Here is an 18,907-nt window from a genome sequence, read left to right as displayed (position 1 = left end):
AGCAGAAATCCGGCAAAGATTTCGGCCGGAGAATTAGCGATTATCCGGTCGCCGCTGCTGCCTTAGCCCTGCCACAGGTGCGGCTCGGCGATTTCCAGGGAATTGCCGGCCGGGTCGCGGAAATAGAGCGAGCGGGCGCCGTTGGGCCAGTCGAACTCGGCTTCCACGGCAACCCCGGCCGCGAGGAGCCGCGTGCGCATCTGCATCATGGCTTGCCGCGGCTGGGCAAAACAGAAATGCCCCGGCCCCCGGGAGCCATGCGGTGGGACGGGAAGGCGCGGGTTGCCGGGCGGTTTCACCGTCTCCTCCGCGATGAACAGCAGCAGCGTTCCGGCGCCGACGCGGAAGAACACGTGCCGGCCCTCCACCCGCTGGATCTTCTCCAGGCCGATTATCCGCCCATAGAACTCCTCCGCCGCGTTCAGATCATCCACGTAAAGCGCGGCTTCCAGGATTTCAGCTGGGGCAGGGGCTGCAGGCAGCGGGTCATATGTCATGCGGGCAGGCTATCAGCGGCGGCGGGGCCTGTCACCCGTGCCGCGTTTTGGCGCTCTAAGCTTGCGCGGCGGCTTCTGTGAGGGTTTTGGCGGGCCGGGCACGCGGGGCGGTTCCAGATCGTCCCAGGTTCCCTGCGCCAGCCCGTCCAGCGTCCAGGTTCCGATACCATAGCGGATCAGCCGGAGGGTCGGGTGGCCCACCGCCGCGGTCATGCGCCGGACCTGACGGTTGCGGCCCTCCCGGATCACCAGCTCGATCCAGCTGTCTGGCACAGTCTTGCGCACGCGCACCGGCGGGGTGCGGGCCCAGAGATTGGGCGGCTCCGCGATCAGCCGGGCCTTGGCGGGGCGGGTCATGCCGTCCTTCAGCTCCACGCCCTCGGCCAGTGCCGTGAGCGCCGCGGCATCCGGCTCCCCCTCGACCTGCACCCAGTACGTCTTCGCCATCTTGTGGTGCGGGTCGCTGATCCAGGCCTGCAGGCGGCCATTGTCGGTCAGCAGCATGAGCCCTTCGCTGTCACGGTCAAGCCGCCCGGCGGGGTATACTCCGGGGCAGGAAATGAAGTCGCTCAAGGTCTTGCGGGGGCTTCCTTCACTGCCGCGGTCGGTGAACTGCGGCAGCACGTCATAGGGTTTGTTGAAACGGATGAGGCGGGTCATCCTTGGGCAATATTGCGCGCGCACCGGGCTGGCAAGGCCTCCCGGACCGGGCTTCCTTGTGGATAAGTCGTTCTGCCGTCACAGGTTCGTAACGCAAAGGCCCTAGGAATCTCCCGAGATATTGTGGATCAACAGGGCTTGTCAGGTTGCAACCACGATATATAGTCAACTTAGGCTGGGGCGGGTTCCCCGCCCTGGTTCCGCTAGACGGAAGGTCAGGGCAAGGAAGACGTTCATATGGATGGCGATTTCAGGACGGAATTTGTCAGGGCGCCCGGCGCGCTCAAACAGCACCCGGCGCTGGTGCTGAATGCGGACTACAGGCCGCTGTCCTATTATCCCTTGTCGCTGTGGTGCTGGCAGGATGCTGTCAAGGCTGCCTGGCTTGACCGCGTCGCCATCGTTGCTGAATACGATGAGGTTGTGCACAGTCCCAGTACCGAGATTCGAATACCCTCTGTGGTGGTTCTGAAAGACTATGTAAAACCTCAAAAGCGCGTGGCCTTCACGCGCTTTAATTTGTTTCTGCGGGACGAATTCCGCTGCCAGTACTGCGGCAGCAAAGGCGACCTCACCTTCGACCACGTGGTGCCGCGCGCGTCCGGCGGTGTGACGAGCTGGGAAAACGTGGTCGCCGCCTGCGCGGGCTGCAATCTGAAGAAAGGCTCGAAGTCGCTGCACCGGGCCGGGATGTCGCTGCGCAAGCCGCCGCGGCGGCCGGGGGCGGAGGAACTGCGCAATGTCGGCCGCAAGTTCCCGCCCAACCATCTGCATGAAAGCTGGATGGACTTCCTCTATTGGGATACCGAGCTCGACGCCTGACGCGAGTATTTCCGCTCCCGCCCATAGGCCGCGAAGGGCGCTTCGGCGGGCCATCTGATCCCCTTGTCGGCTGCCGAAGGGTGCCGGGAAGCACATACCCACAGGCGGGAGCGGAGATGCCGGCGGCCTCGTTCAGGCGGGCCGCCGTGACATGTTTGCATGAGGAGCCGGCGCAGCAATGGCGCCGCTGTTTGGCCTGATCAGGCCTTGGCGCGCTGCAGCATGCCGAAGAGATCGCGCGGATCGTCCGGGTCGGCCAGCATGTCCAGGTCGATGAAAAAATCGGTGCCCTTGATGCGGTCGCGAATGTAGCGCAGAGCGGAGAAATCCTCGATCGCAAAGCCGACGCTGTCGAACAGGGTGATCTGGCGCTCGCTGCTGCGGCCAGGCTTCTTGCCGGCCACTACTTCCCAAAGCTCGGTGACCGGGAAGTCCTCCGGCATCTGCTGGATCTCGCCTTCGATGCGGGTCTGGGGCGGATATTCCACAAAAACATCGGAGCGGCTGAGGATGCCCGGCGCCAGTTCGGTCTTGCCCGGGCAGTCGCCGCCGATGGCATTGATATGCACACCGCTGCCGACCATGTTGTCGGTCAGGATGGTGGCATATTGCTTGTCGGCGGTGCAGGTGGTGAGGATCTGCGCGCCCTCGATGGCTTCTTCGGGCGTCTTGCAGGAAACCACTTCAATCCCAAGCCCTTGCAGGTTCCGCGCGCATTTCTCGGTTGCGGCCGGGTCCTTGTCGTAGAGGCGAACGGATTTCAGACCGATGATCGCCTTCATCGCCAGCGTCTGGAACTCGGACTGGGCGCCGTTACCGATCATCGCCATCGTGGTGGACCCTTTGGGGGCCAGGTACTTGGCAGCCATTGCTGAAGTAGCGGCGGTGCGCAGCGCGGTGAGCATTGTCATCTCGGTCAGGAGCACCGGGTAACCGGTGTAAACATCAGCCAAGAGGCCGAAGGCGGTGACGGTCTGCAGGCCCTCGGAAGTGTTCTTGGGGTGTCCGTTCACGTACTTGAAGCCGTAAGCCTCGCCATCCGAAGTCGGCATCAGCTCGATCACGCCGACATCCGAGTGGCTGGCGACGCGCGGGGTTTTGTCGAACAGTTCCCAGCGCTTGAAGTCTTCCTCCACGTAGTCGGCCAGATCGCGCAGCATCTGCTCGATCCCGGTTGCGTGGATCAGGCGCATCATGTTGTCGACGCTGACGAAGGGCACCAGCGCCTTGTCCGAAGGCTGTGTCATGCGGTTTTCCTTTCACGGGGGCTGAGGTGGATGCCTGCCAGCATGCAGCGCACCGACCCGCCTGCGGTTTCGATGGTGGGAATGGAGAGCGGCAGCAGGTCCGCGCTGCGCTCGATCACGGCGGTTTGTTCCGGCCTGAGCGCGTCAAGCGCGCGGGCCGACAGGGCCAGGAGCCGCCGTTTGCCGGACAGCTCCAGCGCATTGCCGGCAAAGGCGGCGATCTGTTCGGGGGTGAGGTCGATCACCTCGCGGCCGGTTTCCTCCAGCCGCGCGGCAACCTCGGCCCGGCGTCTTGCGTCGGGCAGCATCGACAGGCAGATCAACGCGTAATCCGTGCCGATGCCCATCAGCACGTTGGTGTGATAGACGTCGCGGCCCTGCGCGTCCTTCGCCTCGAACACCATGGGCTCAAAATTGAAATGGGTGCAGAAACGCTCCAGCAGCACCGGGTCGGCGCGGTTGGATTTCACCGTGTAGGCAATGCGGCCGATATGGTCGAGCACCATGGCGCCGGTGCCTTCCAGCGCCAGCCCGTCCTGCTCCAGCCCGGAATAGTCGATCACGTCCTGCACGCGGTAGTCGCGCTTCAGCACCTCGATCACGTCCCAGCGCCGCTCCTTGCGGCGGTTGGGCGCGAACATCGGGTAGACCGCGACATGGCCGCCGGCATGGGTGGAGAACCAGTTGTTCGGAAACACGCTGTCCGGCGTCTCTGAGCCTTCGTCGTCAAAGACGTGTACGGTCACGCCCGTGTCGCGCAAGGCCGCAACCGCCTGATCGAACTCGGTTAGCGCCTGTACAGCGGCGGTGCTTTCATTGTTCCGCGCAAGTGTCTGAAACGCATTGTCTCCGCTGGTTTCCGGGTTGGAGCGGAAGTGGTGCGGGCGGATCATCACCACCGCACCCGGGGCCTGCAGGCTGTTCATCGGTAGCTCCGGGTCGGACGGTCGAAAACCCGGCGGCCAAGGGTGGAGGCACAGAGGTCGACCATCAGATGCGCGGTAAGGCCGCGCTCGTCCAGGAAGGGGTTCAGCTCCACCAGGTCGAGCGAGGTCATCAGCCCGGAATCATACAGCATTTCGCAAACCAGATGCGCCTCGCGCACGGTGGCGCCGCCGGGCACGGTGGTGCCCACGGCGGGCGCCACGGAGGGGTCGAGGAAGTCCACGTCCAGCGAAACATGGAGCATGCCGTTGGCGGCGGCAACCTGCTCCAGGAAGCGGTTCAACGGCCCTGCAATGCCGTTCTCGTCGATGTCGCGCATGTCGTGAGTGCGGATGGCGCTGCCCTCAAGGGCCAGCCGCTCCTCGGTGTCGACCGAGCGCAGGCCGATCATGCAGACGTTCTCCTGCGGCACCGGGTTGGCCACCTTCGGGAAGCCATCGAAATCGCTGCGGCCGGTGAAATACCCGACCGGCGTGCCGTGCAGGTTGCCGCTGTCAGTGGTCTTGGGCGTGTGGAAATCGGTATGCGCATCGAGCCAGAGCACGAACTGCGGGCGGCCCGCCTTGGCGGCGAAATTAGCCACGCCGCTGACCGAGCCGAGCGACAGCGAGTGGTCGCCGCCCAAGAACACGGGCAGGCCGCGATTCATCGCTTCCTCGGCCGTGCGGGCGAGGCGGGAGGTCCAGCCGATGGTTTCGTTGCGGGCAAAGACCAGCCCTTCGCCGTTGTCCGGCTCATGAGTGTCGGGCGCGAGATTGCCCAGGTCCTCGACCGTGTGGCCCAGGCTCTGCAGGGCGCCGGCGATGTTGGCGGTGCGATAGGCGTCGGGACCCATCAGACAGCCGGCGCGGCGTTTGCCGCTGTCGACCGGGGCGCCGATCAGGATGCAATGTTGCGTGGACACAGGATTCAGCCTCTTTGCGGGTTGATGATTTTCTATCATTTCCTTCCGTTTCGTGATGGAAACCAGCAAGCATTTTGCCCATAATGTGGGTCAACTGGTCAAGTTGGGAAGTGAAATGGACAAAACGGACGAGCGGTTGGTGGCAGCCCTCCGCCACAATGCGCGCGCGTCGCTGTCGGATCTGGCGCTTGGGCTGAACCTGTCGCGCACCACGGTTCGGGCCCGCATCGAGCGGCTGCAGGCCCGCGGCGACATCCTGGGGTTCACCGTGGTGCTGAAAGAGGACGTGCTGCGCGATCCTGTGCGCGGGCTGATGATGATCGGCATCGAGGGGCGCGGCGCCAGCCGCATCACCCGCCAGCTGCAGGGCCTGCCGGAGGTGCGCGCCATCCACACTACCAACGGCCGCTGGGATCTGATCGTCGAGCTGGGCACCGAAACGCTGGAAACGCTGGACGCGGCACTTGCGAAAATCCGGTTGTTTGAAGGCGTAGTGAGCAGCGAGACCAATCTGCTCCTGGCCACAAAGAAGGAGACTTAGCTTCTCTTTTCAAGCAATTGCAAGGCGACAGTGATCCTTCCGCCCGGTGTTTCAGGCGCGTTTGCGCAGGTGGTTGGCGGCAGCGAACCACAGCACCGCCAGGCCGGCCGAGGCAATTGCGTTCCAGCTCGCCATCGACAAGCTGAACATCTCCCACGGCACTTCGTCGCAGCGCACCAGCGGCGCTGCCATGATCTGCTCCATCAGCTGATCGGGGCTTAAACCGCCGACAGGGCCGGAAGTGCAGGTTGAGGGGCCCTCCCACCAGCCGCGCTCGACCCCAGTGTGGAAGGCGCCGATGCCGGCGGACGTGAGCGCGGCCAGCGCGCCGAGATAGGGCAGGGCCACCAGCGGCACGGCCAGCGCCAGCACGCCGATACCGGCGGCGGCGGCATGCGGGTAGCGCTGCCAGTAGCAGAGTTTGCAGGGCGCCATTTCGCCGATGTACTGGAAGCCCAGCGCGCCCAGCAGCAGCGCCACCGAGCCTCCGGCCGCGATCAGGATCAGGATACGGTGCATGTTCAGATATACCTCACCACGAAGAAGCCGCCGAGCAGCATCACCATGAATACGGAGAACACCAGCCCCAGCCGGCGTTCGGTGAAATCGCGCACCGGCGTTCCGAAACGCCACAACAGCGCCGCTACCGCAAAGAAGCGCAGCGCCCGTGCAAGAAGCGAAGTGGCAACAAAGGTCCCAAGCGGCATGCCGGTCCAGCCCGACATGATGGTGATCACTTTGTATGGGAAAGGTGTGATGCCCGCGCCGAGGACGGCCCAGAAGCCGAAATCGTTGAAGCGGGTATTGAATTCTTCCATCGCGGCGCCTTTGCCCATCGCCTCCAGCACCGGCTGGCCGATGCTGTCGTAGAAGAAGGCGCCGATCAGATATCCCAGCATGCCGCCCGCAACCGAGGACAGAAGCGCAATCAGCGCGATCAGCCAGGCGCGCGAGGGGCGGGCCAGGATCATCGGGATCATCAGCACATCGGGGGGGATCGGGAAGACCGAGCTTTCCGCAAAGGAGACCAGTGCCAGGAGCCACAATGCTCTGGGGTGATCAGCCAGCGCCATGGTGCGCGCATAAAGGGTGTTCAGCATACCGCCCCGTGGTTCGTTAATCTCCTCGATCTAAGCTGTTGGCACGCGGGGGTGGCAGCGTCAAGCTTTCCCGTCCCGAGGGCGCGCCGCCCCGTAAAATTTCGCCATCGGAGGCGCGATTTGGCACTGGACGTTGTCTGCGCGCTTGGCTAGGAACAGAGCGTGGCCCAAGTGGCGGAATGGTAGACGCAGGGGATTCAAAATCCCCCGCCTTTGCGGGCGTGCCGGTTCGAGTCCGGCCTTGGGTACCAAGGGTTTCAAGGGGTTACGTGGCTTTGTTCACGTAATCCCTTTTTCTTAGTCCGGGCGATGGGCAGACGCTCAGCGGCTGTCCTTCAGGCCGTAATCTGCAAAAGCTGCGGCGACCTCCGCCATCTCCGGCGCGCTTAGCAGCGCCGGTTTGCCGATTGCGAGGCTTGCGGCATAGCCCTTGGCGAGAGTCTCCAGCTCCTCCATCCGCCAGAGCGCGCGGGCCAGGCTTTCGCCTGTGGTGACCGCGCCGTGATTGGCCATCAGGCAGGCGGAGCGCCCTTCAAGCGCGCGCAGGATGTTGTCCGAGAGCTGCTTGCTGCCGAACAGGGCGTAATCGGCCAGCGGAACATCGTCTCCGCCAAAGGCCGCCACCATGTAGTGGCAGGCCGGGATGGTCATCCGGTTCATCGCCAGCGCCGTGCAATGCACAGGGTGGGCATGTACCACCGCATGAACCTGCGGCTTGGCGGTGAGGATCGCGAGGTGGAAGGGCCACTCGGTCGACGGTTTCTTCTGCCCGGCCTCGGGCGGGCTGCCATCCAGCGGCATCCGCACCAGCATCTCCGGCGCCATCTGCGCGTAGGGCACGCCCGAAGGCGTGATCAGCATCGCCCCATCCGCCCGCACCGAGATATTGCCGGAGGTGCCCTGGTTGATGCCGGCGGCGTTCATTGCAAGGCACGTGTCGATCACCGCCTGGCGCAGCTCGGGCGTGTCGGTGTACGGGGGCGTCAGGGACATGGCAGCGCGGCTCAGGCGGATCGCGTCGCGAACTCGGGGAACAGCCCGGCTAGGCCTTCCTCGCTGGCGGCGCAGATGCCGCGCTCGGTGATCAGCCCGGTGACCAGCCGGTTCGGCGTCACGTCGAATGCCGGGTTGCCGCCCGCTGTGCCTTGGGGCGTGACCTGCACCGCGCCGATGCCGCCCCCGCTATCGAGCCCCTGCACATGCGTAACCTCGCGGGCGCTGCGCTCCTCGATCGGGATCTCGGCCACGCCGTCGCTGACCGTCCAGTCAATGGTGGGCGAGGGCAGGGCGACGTAGAAGGGCACGCCGTTGTCCTTAGCGGCGAGCGCCTTCAGGTAGGTGCCGATCTTGTTGCAGACATCGCCGCGGCGGGTGGTGCGGTCAGTGCCGGTGATGACCAGATCGACCTCGCCATGCTGCATCAGGTGGCCGCCGGCGTTGTCGGTGACATAGGTGTGGCTGATGCCGTGGCTTCCTAGCTCCCAAGCGGTCAGCGCGCCCTGGTTGCGGGGGCGGGTCTCGTCGACCCAAACGTGGATCGGGATGCCGGCGTCATGGGCCTGGTACATCGGACTGGTCGCTGTACCCCAATCGACGGTGGCGATCCAGCCGGCGTTGCAGTGGGTGAGCAGGCGCACCGGCTCGCCCGCAGGCTTCCCGGCCGCAATTTCTCGGATCAGCTCCAGGCCATGCTGTCCGATGCGGCGGTTGATTTCCACGTCTTCGTCCGCGATCTCATGCGCAAGAGCGAGCGCGGCCGCAGCGCGCTCGCCTTCTGGCAAGGGGCGCAGGCGGTTGCGGCAGCGGTCGAGCGCCCAGCGCAGGTTGATCGCGGTGGGGCGGGTCGCGTTGAGGAAGCTCCAGGCTTCGTCCATCGCCCGGTCCGACGGGTCAAGCCGCATCGCCAGTCCCATGCCATAGGCTGCGGTGGCCCCGATCAGCGGCGCGCCGCGGACCCGCATCTCGACGATGGCGTCGGCGAAGTCCTGAAGCGTTTCAACCGGTTGCACGCGGAAGTCATGCGGCAGCCAGCGCTGGTCGATGATGTTCAGGACATCGTTCTGATGATCCCACCACAAAGAGCGGTAATGGGTGCCGTTCACTTTCATGGCGATATGTCCTTTGGCTGTGGCTGCGCGCGGAGCGTTTGCCGGGCGATCCTAGCGGCTGGTGTTGCCGAAATGAAGCCCGGGCGCAAGACAGAGATGCGTCAGCAGAGCCTCCCTCAGGGAGTGCCTGGAGCGAAGGTATCGCAGGCGCGGACGCTGCCGGACTCATAGCCGCGCGCAAACCAGGCCTGGCGCTGCTGGCTGGTTCCGTGGGTGAAGGTATGCGGCCGCGGCGCCTGGCCTGCGTTGCGCTGCAGCGTGTCGTCGCCGATCTGCTTCGCCGCGTTCATCGCTTCCTCAACGTCGCCGGGCTCGAGCGTGCCCAGAGCATCCCGGGCATAGCGCGCCCAGATACCGGCAAAACAGTCTGCCTGCAGCTCCACCTGAACCGAGATCCGGTTCGACTCGACATCGCTGGAGCTGGCGCGGGCCCGATGCGTTTGCTCCAGAATTCCCAGTTCATGCTGAACATGATGCGCCACCTCATGCGCGACCACATAGGCGGCGGCGAAATCGCCGCCCGCGCCCAAGCGCTGGCTGAGCGTGGTGAAGAAGGCGGTGTCGAGATAGATCTTGCTGTCGAGCGGGCAATAGAACGGCCCGGTTGCGCCGGAGGCGCCGCCGCAGGGTGATTGCGTCACCCCGGTGAACAGCACCAGAACCGGAGGGTCGTAGTTTTGGCCCAGCTGGCGTTCGAAGATCTGGCGCCAGACGTCTTCGGTGTCGGCAAGGGCGACGCTAACGAATTGTCCCGCCTGCTGATCGGCCGCAGTCGGCTGGCGGGTGGCGGAGGGCGGCGGGGCATTGCCTTGCAAGAGCGGGGTGAGGTCGACGCCGAAGAAGGCCCCGGCAACCACCAAGAGCACCGCACCGAGCCCGCCAATGCCCGCGGCCCGGCCCATCGGGCGCCGTCCGCGCCGGTCTTCGATGTTGCGGCTGCCGCGCCGTCCTCTCCACCGCATGAGCGCCCTCCCGGTTCTTTCAGTTCCGCTCAAGGATAGGCGGCCGCCGCAGAATATCAAACCCGGCGGCTTCGGTCGTGCCCGGCTAACGCGCCCGCAGGCCGCGTTCGTGCGCGGCAGTCAGAATCAGGTCCCAGCAGCGGGGGGTGGAAGGAAATTCCGGCTGAACATCGCACAAGAGCGCGGGGCGGTCGCAGCGCGGCAAAAGCCGTGCGGCTGCAGAGACGCTGCGTTCCAGCGTCCAGAAATCATGCACCTTGGGGTTTTCTGATAGCAACTGGCTGAGCAAAGTCACGCCATAGTCCTCGCCTGTTGAACGGGGGTGGAATAGGGCCGGTTCTTTTGTTTGGTGTTTGGCGAGCGCGTTAATATCGCCAGGGTTGCGTTGTGTCATCTGCAATCAAGTCAATCGACACACGTTTTAACGGGCGCTTGGCGATAGTTTTCCAGAGCCGCCCCGCGCCGGAACCGGAAGCGGCCGTCGGCGTCAGGCGGATCGCACAGCGGCGCGTTTGTCCCGTCATCGGGCGCCGCGCCCCGCGGAAAACGGGGAAAAATTCGCAGGCTGTATCATCCGCGCGAAAAACATTCTTTTGATGGGGTGCGTCAAAAAATAGCACCCTTGACTTGACATCTTGCCGGTGAAACGCTTTTGCACGTGCGAAATTCCGCACGGGTGCTGCCCGTCGGTTTGATTTCATCCGGTACGGCCAATGCCTTACGCGTTTCCGGGCGCAGGGGTGCTGGGCGGCGCTCAAAATCATAAGACAAGTGGGAGAAACTTGATCATGACACACACCAAGCTGGGCCTCGGCGCCCTGGTCTCGGCCGCCATCATGGCACCGGCCGCGATGGCGCAGGAATTCATCACCATCGGCACCGGCGGCGTGACCGGCGTCTATTACCCCACCGGCGGCGCCATCTGCCGCCTGGTGAACAAGGGCCGTAAAGAGCATGGCTTCAAGTGCGCGGTCGAATCCACCGGCGGTTCGGTGTACAACATCAACACCATCCGCGAAGGTGAGCTTCAGTTCGGCGTGGCCCAGTCCGACTGGCAGTACCACGCCTATAACGGCACCTCCAAATTCGAGGAGCAGGGTCCGTTTGAGAACCTGCGCGCCGTCTTCTCGGTGCATCCGGAACCCTTCACCGTGGTGGCCCGCGCCGATACCGGCATCGAAACCTTTGATGACCTCAAAGGCAAGCGCGTGAACATCGGCAACCCGGGCTCCGGCCAGCGCGGCACCATGGAAGTGCTGATGGAAGCCAAGGGCTGGGGCATGGAAGATTTCGCCCTCGCGACCGAGCTCAAGGCGGCCGAGCAGTCGGCGGCGCTCTGCGACAACCAGATCGACGCGATGATCTATACCGTCGGGCACCCGTCCGGCTCGATCCAGGAAGCCACTACGGCATGTGATTCCGTCCTGGTCGACGTGAATGGCGAGGCGGTCGACAAGCTGGTGGAAGAGAACTCCTTCTACCGCAAGGCCACCATTCCCGGCGGCATGTACCGCGGCACCGACGAAGACACCAATACCTTCGGTGTGGGCGCAACTTTCGTGACCTCCGCGGACGTCTCCGAGGACGCGGTCTATGCCGTGGTCAGCTCGGTGTTCGAAAACTTCGAGGCGTTCCAGAAACTGCACCCGGCGTTTGCGAACCTGAAGCCGGAAGAAATGATCAAGGACGGCCTGTCGGCGCCGCTGCACCCGGGCGCCGAGAAGTACTACAAGGAAAAGGGCTGGATCGAGTAACCGGCCGGCTCCTATTCAAGTGACGAGGGACGGGGCACGCTGGGTGCCCCGTTTCAGCCCCGGAGGGACAGCCTCCCGGCTATAAAATATCCAGGCCGCGCAGGGAAGGCGGCCCCAGGGGAGATTATCCATGACATCCGATGCTCAGGGAAATCGACCGCTTAGCGAAGAAGAGCTTCAGGAACTGGTCGCGTCCTCCGACGCAGGGGCCCGCAACCCGGTAGGGTCCGTGGGTCTGTTCCTTGCCATCGTCGCGGTGATCTGGTCGGTGTTCCAAGTCGTTCTGGCCTCGCCGCTGGCCAATGTGCTGCTGCCCGGCAGCGTGGTAAACAACTCGCGCCAGATTCATCTGGCCTTTGCGATTTTCCTGGCCTACGCGGCCTATCCCGCCTTCAAGAGCAGCCCGCGCGGCCACGTGCCGGCGGTCGACTGGATCCTGGCCATCGCGGGCACGCTCATCGCGCTATATGGCTACTTCTTCTATCAGAAGATCGTCGATTCCGGCGGGCTCGCGGATGAGACGGACGCCATTTTTGCCTTCATCGGCCTGCTCTTGCTGTTTGAGGCCGCGCGCCGCGCGCTGGGGCCTGCAATGGCGATCATCGCCTCGATCTTCCTCCTTTATGTCTTCTTCGGCTCCTCCGAATGGGTGCCCGAAGTGATCCGCTGGAAGGGCGCGAGCATCCGCAAGGCGATGAGTCACATGTGGATCACCTCCGAGGGCGTGTTTGGCATCGCGCTGGGTGTCTCCACCAAATTTGTCTTTCTTTTCGTGCTGTTCGGGGCCCTCCTTGATAAGGCGGGCGCGGGCAACTACTTCATCAAGATGGCCTTCGGCGCGCTTGGCCACCTGCGCGGCGGCCCGGCCAAGGCCGCTGTCGTGGGCTCCGCCGCAACCGGCCTGATCTCCGGCTCCTCGATTGCCAACGTGGTCACCACCGGCACCTTCACCATCCCGCTGATGAAGCGCGTGGGCTTTACCAGCGAGCAGGCTGGCTCGGTCGAGGTCGCATCCTCGGTCAACGGGCAGATCATGCCGCCGGTGATGGGGGCCGCGGCCTTCCTGATGGTGGAATACGTCGGCATCTCCTATGTCGAGGTGATCACCCATGCCTTCCTGCCGGCCGCGATCTCCTACATCGCGCTGGTCTATATCGTGCATCTGGAAGCGGTGAAGCGGAACATGCCGACGCTGGGCGACCGGGTCGTGTCGATGGGCCGCACCATCGGCGGCATGGCGCTGTTCTTCGCAGGCTTCGCTGCGCTGTGCTACGGCGTGCAGTATCCGGTCCGGGCGGTCGTTTCGCTGATGCCCGATGCCTCCGGCCTGGTGCTGTCAGCCCTGGTGGTGCTGGCCTACGTGGCGCTCCTGTGGCTGGCCGCGGGGGTCGATGATCTGGTCCCTGATGATCCCAACTCCGAGAAGGTCGAACTGCCGGTGGTGGCGGAGATCTATAAGGCGGGGCTGCACTACCTGCTGCCAATCATCGTTCTGGTGTACTTCCTGATGATCGAGCAGAAATCGCCTGGTCTTTCAGCCTTCTGGGCGACCGCGCTGCTGTTCGTAATCCTGATCACCCAGAAGCCGCTAAAGGCGCTGTTCCGCGGTGAAAGCCGGATGGCAAGTGCCTTTAAAGACGGTCTTTTCGATCTCTGGCATGGTCTCATTGACGGGGCCCGCAACATGATCGGCATCGCGCTGGCCACCGCCACTGCCGGCGTGATCGTGGGCACGGTGACGCTGACTGGCGTGGGGCAGGTGATGTCCGAGCTGGTCGAGTTCATTTCGGGCGGCAACCTGATCCTGATGCTGGTGATGGTGGGTCTCCTGTCTCTGGTACTCGGCATGGGGCTTCCCACCACCGCCAACTACATCGTGGTGAGCTCACTGATGGCGGGTGTCGTGGTGGAGCTTGGTGCGCAGTCGGGCCTGGTGGTGCCGCTGATCGCCGTGCACCTCTTCGTGTTCTACTTCGGGATCATGGCGGATGTGACGCCGCCGGTGGGACTGGCAAGCTTCGCCGCCGCCGCGGTTTCCGGCGGCGACGCGATCCGCACCGGATTCACCGCCTTTTTCTACTCCCTGCGCACCGTGGCGCTGCCCTTTGTCTTCATCTTCAACACCGATCTCTTGCTGATCGACGTGGGCTGGGTGCAGGGCATACTGGTGGCGGTCTCGGCGACCATAGCGATCCTTGTCTTCACGGCCGGCACCATGGGCTACTTCGTGAGCCGCAACCGGATCTACGAGAGCATCCTCCTGATCTTTGCTGCCTTTGCGCTGTTCAGGCCGGACTTCTTCATGGACAGGGTGATGCCGCCCTTCACGCAAGTGCCGCCGGCGCAGCTGGCGAAGGCGCTGGATGAGGCCGCTCCGGGCGACGAGATCCGCATCCTGGTTGAAGGCCCGGACTTCGACACATCCAAGATGACGTCGACCACGCTGGCCCTCACAGCGGATGGCTCGGACGGGACGCAAATGGTGGATGACTTCGGCCTGATGCTGCTGGAAGAAGACGGGGTCGTGAAGCTGGAAGAGCCGATGTTCGGCACGCCGGCCTCGCCAAGCCTGGAGAACTTCGACTTCTACGCCGACGAGCCGGTGCGGATCGTCGAGGTGAAGGCTCCGGCCAGCCAGCTGCCCAAGGAGCTGATGTTCATTCCGGCGCTGCTGCTGATCGCCCTTGTGGCGCTGATGCAGCGCGGCCGGGCCCGTGAAACGGAGGAAGGAGTACCGGCATGAGCAAATCCGTTCTTTGCGCGGTCGAACTGAGCGACCGCAAGACCGACGAGAAGGTGCTTCGGGAGGGCGCCCGCATGGCGGAAATGGACGGCGCGCAGCTTGACGTGCTGAACGTGCTGCCGGACTTCGGCGAAAGCTGGGTGTCGGGCTTCTTCGAGGAGCATCACCATGAGAACGCCGTGAAGGACGCGACCCGGCGGCTTCAGGAGCTTTGCGCCGAGATCCTGGGTGAGGAGCGCAACGCCAAGGTGCGCCACCTCGTCGCCACGGGCACTGCCTACCAGGAGATACTGAAGGTGGCAGAGAAGGCGGGCACCGACCTGATCGTGATTGGCGCTCACAAGCCGGATCTGAAAGATTACCTGCTTGGGCCCAATGCAGCGCGGGTAATCCGGCACTCGGACTGCTCGGTCTTCGTGGTGCGCTGACGCGTGCGAACAGATCTGAATGAGGGCGCCTCCGGGGGCCCTCATTCGTATCCGGTCATCTCCAGGTAGCCCCGGCCCCTGTGGCTGCCCCGGATGCGCACCGGGCCTTCCCAGTAGGAAAACGATGTGCCCATCCAGGCCCCGGGATTGAGCGCTTCGATCTCGGCGTTGAGGGCTTTTTCCGGCAGCAGCACGCGCCAGGTGGTGGGAAGCTCGCGGCCTGCCACGGTGGAGGTTTCCAGCGGTTCGGCCTGAAAAGCGCCGGGCGGAAGCGGCTCGGCGCTGCCCTCCGGAGTGATCCAGGTGCCGGAGGTGAAATCGCCGCTTTCCCCGCGCAGGACAAAGCCCATCAGCTTCGCGCCGTCATCAAAACGCAGCGAGAACCAGTCCCAGCCGCTTTGATCCTCGGCCAGAGGCTGGCTCGACCATTCGCGGTCCAGCCAGCCGTGGCCGGTGACCTGAACCGGGCCGGAGGGCAGGGTGATCTCTCCGCTCACACGGAAATGGGGCTGCGAATAATAATAGCTCGCCTGGCCGGCAGCGGATTTCACCGAATAGCCCGCATCTCCATGAAGCACGAGCGGGCCGTCTGCGGCGAGCGTGAGCGAATAGCCAAAGTCTTCGCCGCGGGCGATAACGCTTAGCGCCTCCATGTCAGAGCCCGCGCGCCCGAGCATCTCCCAGTCGTCGATCCAGGCGGCGAAGGGCGTCGCGGTCACGCCTGCCTGGCCGATGCCGCCGCGGGCAATGCGCTCGGCAAAGTGGTGGCTGTCCACGGAGGTCAACGCGGCATGGGCAAACCAGATCTGCGGACTCTGCCAGCCGCCGCCTTCGCCCGGTGCCAAGGCGGAGCGGAACAGGGTCCACTGAATGCCGTATTCAGCCCCGTCAGATGCCTCAAGGTTGGCGGTCAAGTACCACCATTCAATGCGGAAATTTGGATGAGGCCCGTGGTCCTCGGGAAAGCGGAGCGGCTCGCCCCTCTTTGGCGTGGCGAAACCTTCCGCCTCTGCGGCCAGTCCGGCATAGCCCTGCGCGGAAACGGCAGAGGCCGCGAAAGCGAAAACGCAGATCAGTGCGGCTTTAACGTTCATTGGCAAAGACCCTCAGCAATTCCGACGGCGCCAGGCGGCTCAGCCGGCGGGCAGGCAACGCGGCCGCCAGGGCCGCAGCGGTGAGAGCCAGCGCCATCAGGCGCAGCCAGTCTCCCGGGAAAAGGTGCATCGGCAGCCGCCAGCCGAAGGCCTCTGTGTTGATCACGGTGAGCAGCGCCCAGGCCAGCACAAGCCCCAGAGGCAGTGCCAGAACAGCAGTCAGCGCAGCAAGCAGCACGCTGCGCAGGACCTCTCCCCATGCCAGCTGCCGCCGGGTGACCCCCATCGCCCAGAGCGGCGCCAGCTGCGGCAGACGCTGGTTCCAGAGCGTCAGCAGGCTGGACAGGATTGCAAAACAGGCTACCGCCAGCGTCAGCAGGTTCAGCGCCGCTGTTACGACGAAGGTGCGGTCAAAGATCGCGAGCGACTGGGCCTTGAGCGTGGCCTGATCCACCATACCGGACCGCGGCAGGCCGAAGTGCTGCTGCAGCGACTGCATCATTCCCTGCACATCGGCCGGCCTCAGGCGCAACCCGAACTGGCGGTTCGGCACCTCCGGTGTCCGTTCCAGCAGCGCGGGCAGCGCGACCAGCGCCTGTCCGTGCGTGTTGCCATAGTCGGAGTAGATGCCTGCAACCGGCAGAGTCCAGCCCGCCTGAAGCGCAATTTCCTGCCCGAGGGCGATGCCGTTGCGCCGGGCCAGCTGCTCGTTGATGAGCACCGCATCGCCACGGGCCAGCGCCTCCCAGACCTGCGGCTGCGCTTGCAGCAGCGGCCAGTTGCGGCGGTACGTAGCGTGGTCCCTGATGCCATAGATCCTGAGCGGCGCGCCCTGGAAGCGGCTTTCGGCGGAGCGGATCGGCAGAGCAGTGACGCCGCGTTCCGCCAGCCAGACTTCCAGCGCGGCGCCCTCGGAATCAGAGCTGGCGGTCACGTAAAGCTCGGCCGGCAGACGCTGGTCGAGCCACCCTGTGAAGGTGAGCCGAAAGCTCGAAACCATTGTGCCCACGCCGATATTTGTTGCCAGTGCCAGCAGCAGCGCCATTAGCGCCAGCGCCATGCCGGGCAGCTGCGCCCGGGCATCGGCCCAGAGCCACTGCGCCAGCGGGCGATGCGCCAGGCGGCTTCCAAGCCGCAGCAGTTGCGCGATCAGCCAGGGCAGCAAGAGTGCGGCCCCCAGCATCAGCCCGCCGAGAAACACAAACCCCGCGGTCAAGCCGCCGAACAGCCGCAGGACTACGATGCCCCCCGCAATACAGCCGGCCCCGGCAAGCGCCGCCGCAAGGTGCGAGCGCCCGGCCTGCTGGCCGCGGGCATGCGCCGCCGGGGCAGCCAGGAGCGGCATCCCCATCACCGAAACCAGCGCCTGCGCCGAGGCCAGGCCGGTGCCGCCGAGGGCCATGCCCAGCCCGGAGAGGACCCATGCCGGACGCAGCGACAGGCTGCCGTCCACCGGCGCGCCGTATAACCCCGCAAGCGTCGCGTTTACATCCGGCAGAAGCGCCGCCGCCACAAAGTACCCGCCCAACAATCCGGCGGTGCCCGACAGCAGGGCAATCGCTGCGAGTTCGCAGAGCAGCAGCGCCGCCAGCAGCCGCATCGGCACGCCCAGCCCCCTCAAGGTCCGGATCAGCCCGCGGCGCTGTTCGAGGCTTAGGGTGATACTGCCTTGCACGATGAACAGCCCCACCGCAAAGGACAGGAGCCCAAAGGCGGTGAGGTTGAGGTGGAAACTGTCCGTCAGCCGCTCGGTCCCGGCGGCGCTGCTTCCGCCGCGGACCCGGAGCAGATCGGGCGCGAGCTGTGACAGGGGGGCAAGGCCTCGCCGCTGCCCGGGCAGGATGAGCAGGTAGGAGAGGCTTTCCGGCTGTCTCAGCAGGCGGCTGGCGAGGCTGATGTCCGCCACCAGCACCCCGCGCGGCAGTGCCTCTGAGCGGGTGAGCGGCGGCAGGTCCGGCCCCCCGCGGATGCGGGCGGCGGTGTCCGGATGGGCAAACAGGCGGCCGGGCGGCAGCAGCGCATCAAGCGGCGCGGCGCTGTCCTCCCCGGCTGCTTCGGCCAGCGCCGGAACCAGCGGGTGGCTCAGCACGTCTATCCCCATTAAATCATGGGTTTCCACCCCGATTCTCAAGCGGCCTTCCAGAACCGGCGCCAGCTGCCAGCCCGCCCGTCGCAGAGCTACATAGCGGGCCAGCGGGATGCTGCCGCTGCGCGCTGCCAAGCGTTCGGTGCCGGCAAGCCCCAGCTGCGCGGCGGCGCGGGCGTAGCTGGCGCGGGCCTCGCCGTTAATTGCCTGGACCGCCGACCACAATCCGGTCGCCAGCGCGAGACCAACGGCAAGAGTTAGCAATTGAAAGGGGTGGCGCCGCCAATGCGACAGGATCGCTCCCATAGCGGCGGCGATCATGCGACCCGGCCGTGGCGCAGGTGCAGCTGCCGGTCCAGCATCGACGCAATGGCTGCAGAATGGGTGACCAGAAACAGAGCTGCACCGCTGTCGCGCACCAAGTCGAGCATCAGCTCCATCACCGCGCCGCTCGTCGTCTCGTCGAGATTGCCAGTGGGCTCATCCGCGAGCAGCAGGGCAGGGCGCAACGCCAGCGCGCGGGCGATGGCAACCCGCTGCTGCTGGCCGCCGGAAAGCTGCTCAGGGTAGCGGTGGAGCAGATCGGAGAGGCCAAGCCGGGCGGTCAGTTCCGCGCCCCATTTGGCGTCCCAGCGCTGCCCCAGCCGCGCGTGCAGCGAAATGTTTTCTCCGGTGGTGAGCGAGGGCACCAGGTTGAACTGCTGAAACACCAATGACACCTCACGCCGCCGCAGCGCTGCCCGTGCCGCGTCCCCAAGACCCGAAAGCGGGGTCCGCCCAATCTCGATTTCGCCGCTGTCGAAATGGTCCAAAGCGCCGGCCAGGTGCAGAAGCGTGCTCTTGCCCGAGCCGCTGTCGCCGGTCAGAGCCAGGCTTTCGCCCGCCGCGATCTCGAGCGACACGCCTTTCAGCACGGCCTCACCGGTACTCTGGCCGGGGAAGGCTTTCGTCACATTCTTGATCCTCAGCACCACGGCGGGCGGCCCTCCGGCGTCTCCAAGTGTTTCGCGCGAGTG

General features: G+C 65.1%; 19 protein-coding genes and 1 tRNA gene. 6 read left to right on the top strand and 14 right to left on the bottom strand.

Translation table 11 applies throughout. The annotated features are described in order from the left end of the window. Positions 1-62 precede the first annotated feature (62 nt). Entirely contained in the window at positions 63-497 is a 435-nt protein-coding gene (locus ACOHWE_RS03080; RefSeq protein ID WP_420664023.1) for a VOC family protein, read from the bottom strand. Between the two features lie 12 nt (positions 498-509). After that, on the bottom strand, positions 510-1,157 hold the full coding sequence (locus ACOHWE_RS03075) for a pseudouridine synthase (RefSeq protein WP_420664022.1): 648 nt from the start codon (positions 1,155-1,157) through the stop codon (positions 510-512). Positions 1,158-1,394: 237 nt separating this feature from the next. Between ACOHWE_RS03075 and ACOHWE_RS03070 the strand changes: the two genes are divergently transcribed. After that, complete coding sequence (locus ACOHWE_RS03070; protein WP_420664021.1) at positions 1,395-1,979, top strand: HNH endonuclease; 585 nt, start codon at positions 1,395-1,397, stop codon at positions 1,977-1,979. A gap of 200 nt (positions 1,980-2,179) precedes the next feature. Here ACOHWE_RS03070 and ACOHWE_RS03065 read toward each other — a convergent pair whose 3' ends face one another. Genes ACOHWE_RS03065 through rocF form a run of 3 tightly spaced genes read right to left on the bottom strand, consistent with a single transcriptional unit; the run spans position 2,180 to position 5,075 of the window. Next, positions 2,180-3,226, bottom strand: coding sequence for an ornithine cyclodeaminase (locus tag ACOHWE_RS03065; protein WP_420664020.1), 1,047 nt, complete (start codon positions 3,224-3,226; stop codon positions 2,180-2,182). Continuing rightward, complete coding sequence (gene ctlX, locus ACOHWE_RS03060) at positions 3,223-4,152, bottom strand: citrulline utilization hydrolase CtlX (protein ID WP_420664019.1); 930 nt, start codon at positions 4,150-4,152, stop codon at positions 3,223-3,225. The genes ACOHWE_RS03065 and ctlX overlap by 4 nt, the downstream gene beginning before the upstream one ends. Continuing rightward, a complete protein-coding gene (gene rocF, locus ACOHWE_RS03055) occupies positions 4,149-5,075 on the bottom strand; it encodes an arginase (protein ID WP_420664018.1) in 927 nt (308 codons plus the stop codon). The genes ctlX and rocF overlap by 4 nt, the downstream gene beginning before the upstream one ends. Positions 5,076-5,190: 115 nt before the next feature. On the opposite strand from rocF, the gene ACOHWE_RS03050 reads away from it, so the two are divergent. Then, entirely contained in the window at positions 5,191-5,616 is a 426-nt protein-coding gene (locus ACOHWE_RS03050) for an Lrp/AsnC family transcriptional regulator (protein ID WP_420664017.1), read from the top strand. A 51-nt stretch (positions 5,617-5,667) separates the two neighbouring features. Here ACOHWE_RS03050 and ACOHWE_RS03045 read toward each other — a convergent pair whose 3' ends face one another. After that, a complete protein-coding gene (locus tag ACOHWE_RS03045) occupies positions 5,668-6,135 on the bottom strand; it encodes a disulfide bond formation protein B (RefSeq protein ID WP_420664015.1) in 468 nt (155 codons plus the stop codon). 2 nt (positions 6,136-6,137) lie between these two features. Continuing rightward, positions 6,138-6,716 (bottom strand): YqaA family protein, encoded by a 579-nt coding sequence (locus tag ACOHWE_RS03040; protein WP_420664014.1) that lies wholly within the window; start codon positions 6,714-6,716, stop codon positions 6,138-6,140. Positions 6,717-6,881: 165 nt separating this feature from the next. On the opposite strand from ACOHWE_RS03040, the gene ACOHWE_RS03035 reads away from it, so the two are divergent. Next, positions 6,882-6,967: transfer RNA gene (locus ACOHWE_RS03035), tRNA-Leu, on the top strand. A 70-nt stretch (positions 6,968-7,037) separates the two neighbouring features. On the opposite strand, the gene ACOHWE_RS03030 is transcribed toward ACOHWE_RS03035, so the two are convergent. From ACOHWE_RS03030 to ACOHWE_RS03015, 4 genes are all read right to left on the bottom strand, one after another. Next, positions 7,038-7,703 (bottom strand): class II aldolase/adducin family protein, encoded by a 666-nt coding sequence (locus ACOHWE_RS03030; protein WP_420664667.1) that lies wholly within the window; start codon positions 7,701-7,703, stop codon positions 7,038-7,040. A 17-nt stretch (positions 7,704-7,720) separates the two neighbouring features. Further along, entirely contained in the window at positions 7,721-8,824 is a 1,104-nt protein-coding gene (gene mtnA, locus ACOHWE_RS03025; RefSeq protein ID WP_420664012.1) for an S-methyl-5-thioribose-1-phosphate isomerase, read from the bottom strand. Positions 8,825-8,940: 116 nt separating this feature from the next. Then, positions 8,941-9,786 carry a KPN_02809 family neutral zinc metallopeptidase gene (gene ypfJ, locus ACOHWE_RS03020; RefSeq protein WP_420664011.1) on the bottom strand — a complete coding sequence of 282 codons (846 nt, stop codon included), beginning with the start codon at positions 9,784-9,786 and terminating at the stop codon, positions 8,941-8,943. Between the two features lie 85 nt (positions 9,787-9,871). Further along, positions 9,872-10,180, bottom strand: coding sequence for a hypothetical protein (locus tag ACOHWE_RS03015; protein WP_420664010.1), 309 nt, complete (start codon positions 10,178-10,180; stop codon positions 9,872-9,874). A gap of 394 nt (positions 10,181-10,574) precedes the next feature. Here ACOHWE_RS03015 and ACOHWE_RS03010 point away from each other — a divergent pair, with 394 nt between their 5' ends. From ACOHWE_RS03010 to ACOHWE_RS03000, 3 genes are all read left to right on the top strand, one after another. After that, entirely contained in the window at positions 10,575-11,540 is a 966-nt protein-coding gene (locus tag ACOHWE_RS03010; protein WP_420664009.1) for a TAXI family TRAP transporter solute-binding subunit, read from the top strand. Positions 11,541-11,670: 130 nt separating this feature from the next. Next, on the top strand, positions 11,671-14,283 hold the full coding sequence (locus tag ACOHWE_RS03005; protein ID WP_420664008.1) for a TRAP transporter permease: 2,613 nt from the start codon (positions 11,671-11,673) through the stop codon (positions 14,281-14,283). Beyond that, positions 14,280-14,711 (top strand): universal stress protein, encoded by a 432-nt coding sequence (locus ACOHWE_RS03000; RefSeq protein WP_420664007.1) that lies wholly within the window; start codon positions 14,280-14,282, stop codon positions 14,709-14,711. The genes ACOHWE_RS03005 and ACOHWE_RS03000 overlap by 4 nt, the downstream gene beginning before the upstream one ends. A 41-nt stretch (positions 14,712-14,752) precedes the next feature. On the opposite strand, the gene ACOHWE_RS02995 is transcribed toward ACOHWE_RS03000, so the two are convergent. From ACOHWE_RS02995 to ACOHWE_RS02985, 3 genes are read right to left on the bottom strand one after another with little or no spacing between them, the layout of a single operon-like run. Further along, entirely contained in the window at positions 14,753-15,805 is a 1,053-nt protein-coding gene (locus ACOHWE_RS02995) for a lipocalin-like domain-containing protein (RefSeq protein ID WP_420664006.1), read from the bottom strand. After that, complete coding sequence (locus tag ACOHWE_RS02990; RefSeq protein WP_420664005.1) at positions 15,795-18,212, bottom strand: ABC transporter permease; 2,418 nt, start codon at positions 18,210-18,212, stop codon at positions 15,795-15,797. Before ACOHWE_RS02990 ends, ACOHWE_RS02995 begins: the two co-directional genes overlap by 11 nt. Next, a complete protein-coding gene (locus ACOHWE_RS02985; RefSeq protein WP_420664004.1) occupies positions 18,209-18,865 on the bottom strand; it encodes an ABC transporter ATP-binding protein in 657 nt (218 codons plus the stop codon). The genes ACOHWE_RS02990 and ACOHWE_RS02985 overlap by 4 nt, the downstream gene beginning before the upstream one ends. Positions 18,866-18,907 lie beyond the last annotated feature (42 nt).

It is taken from the genome of Cribrihabitans neustonicus (assembly GCF_048820895.1).
Taxonomy (GTDB): domain Bacteria; phylum Pseudomonadota; class Alphaproteobacteria; order Rhodobacterales; family Rhodobacteraceae; genus Cribrihabitans_A; species Cribrihabitans_A neustonicus.
Note: the sequence above shows the minus strand (reverse complement) of the source record. Positions and strands in the feature narration are given on the sequence as shown.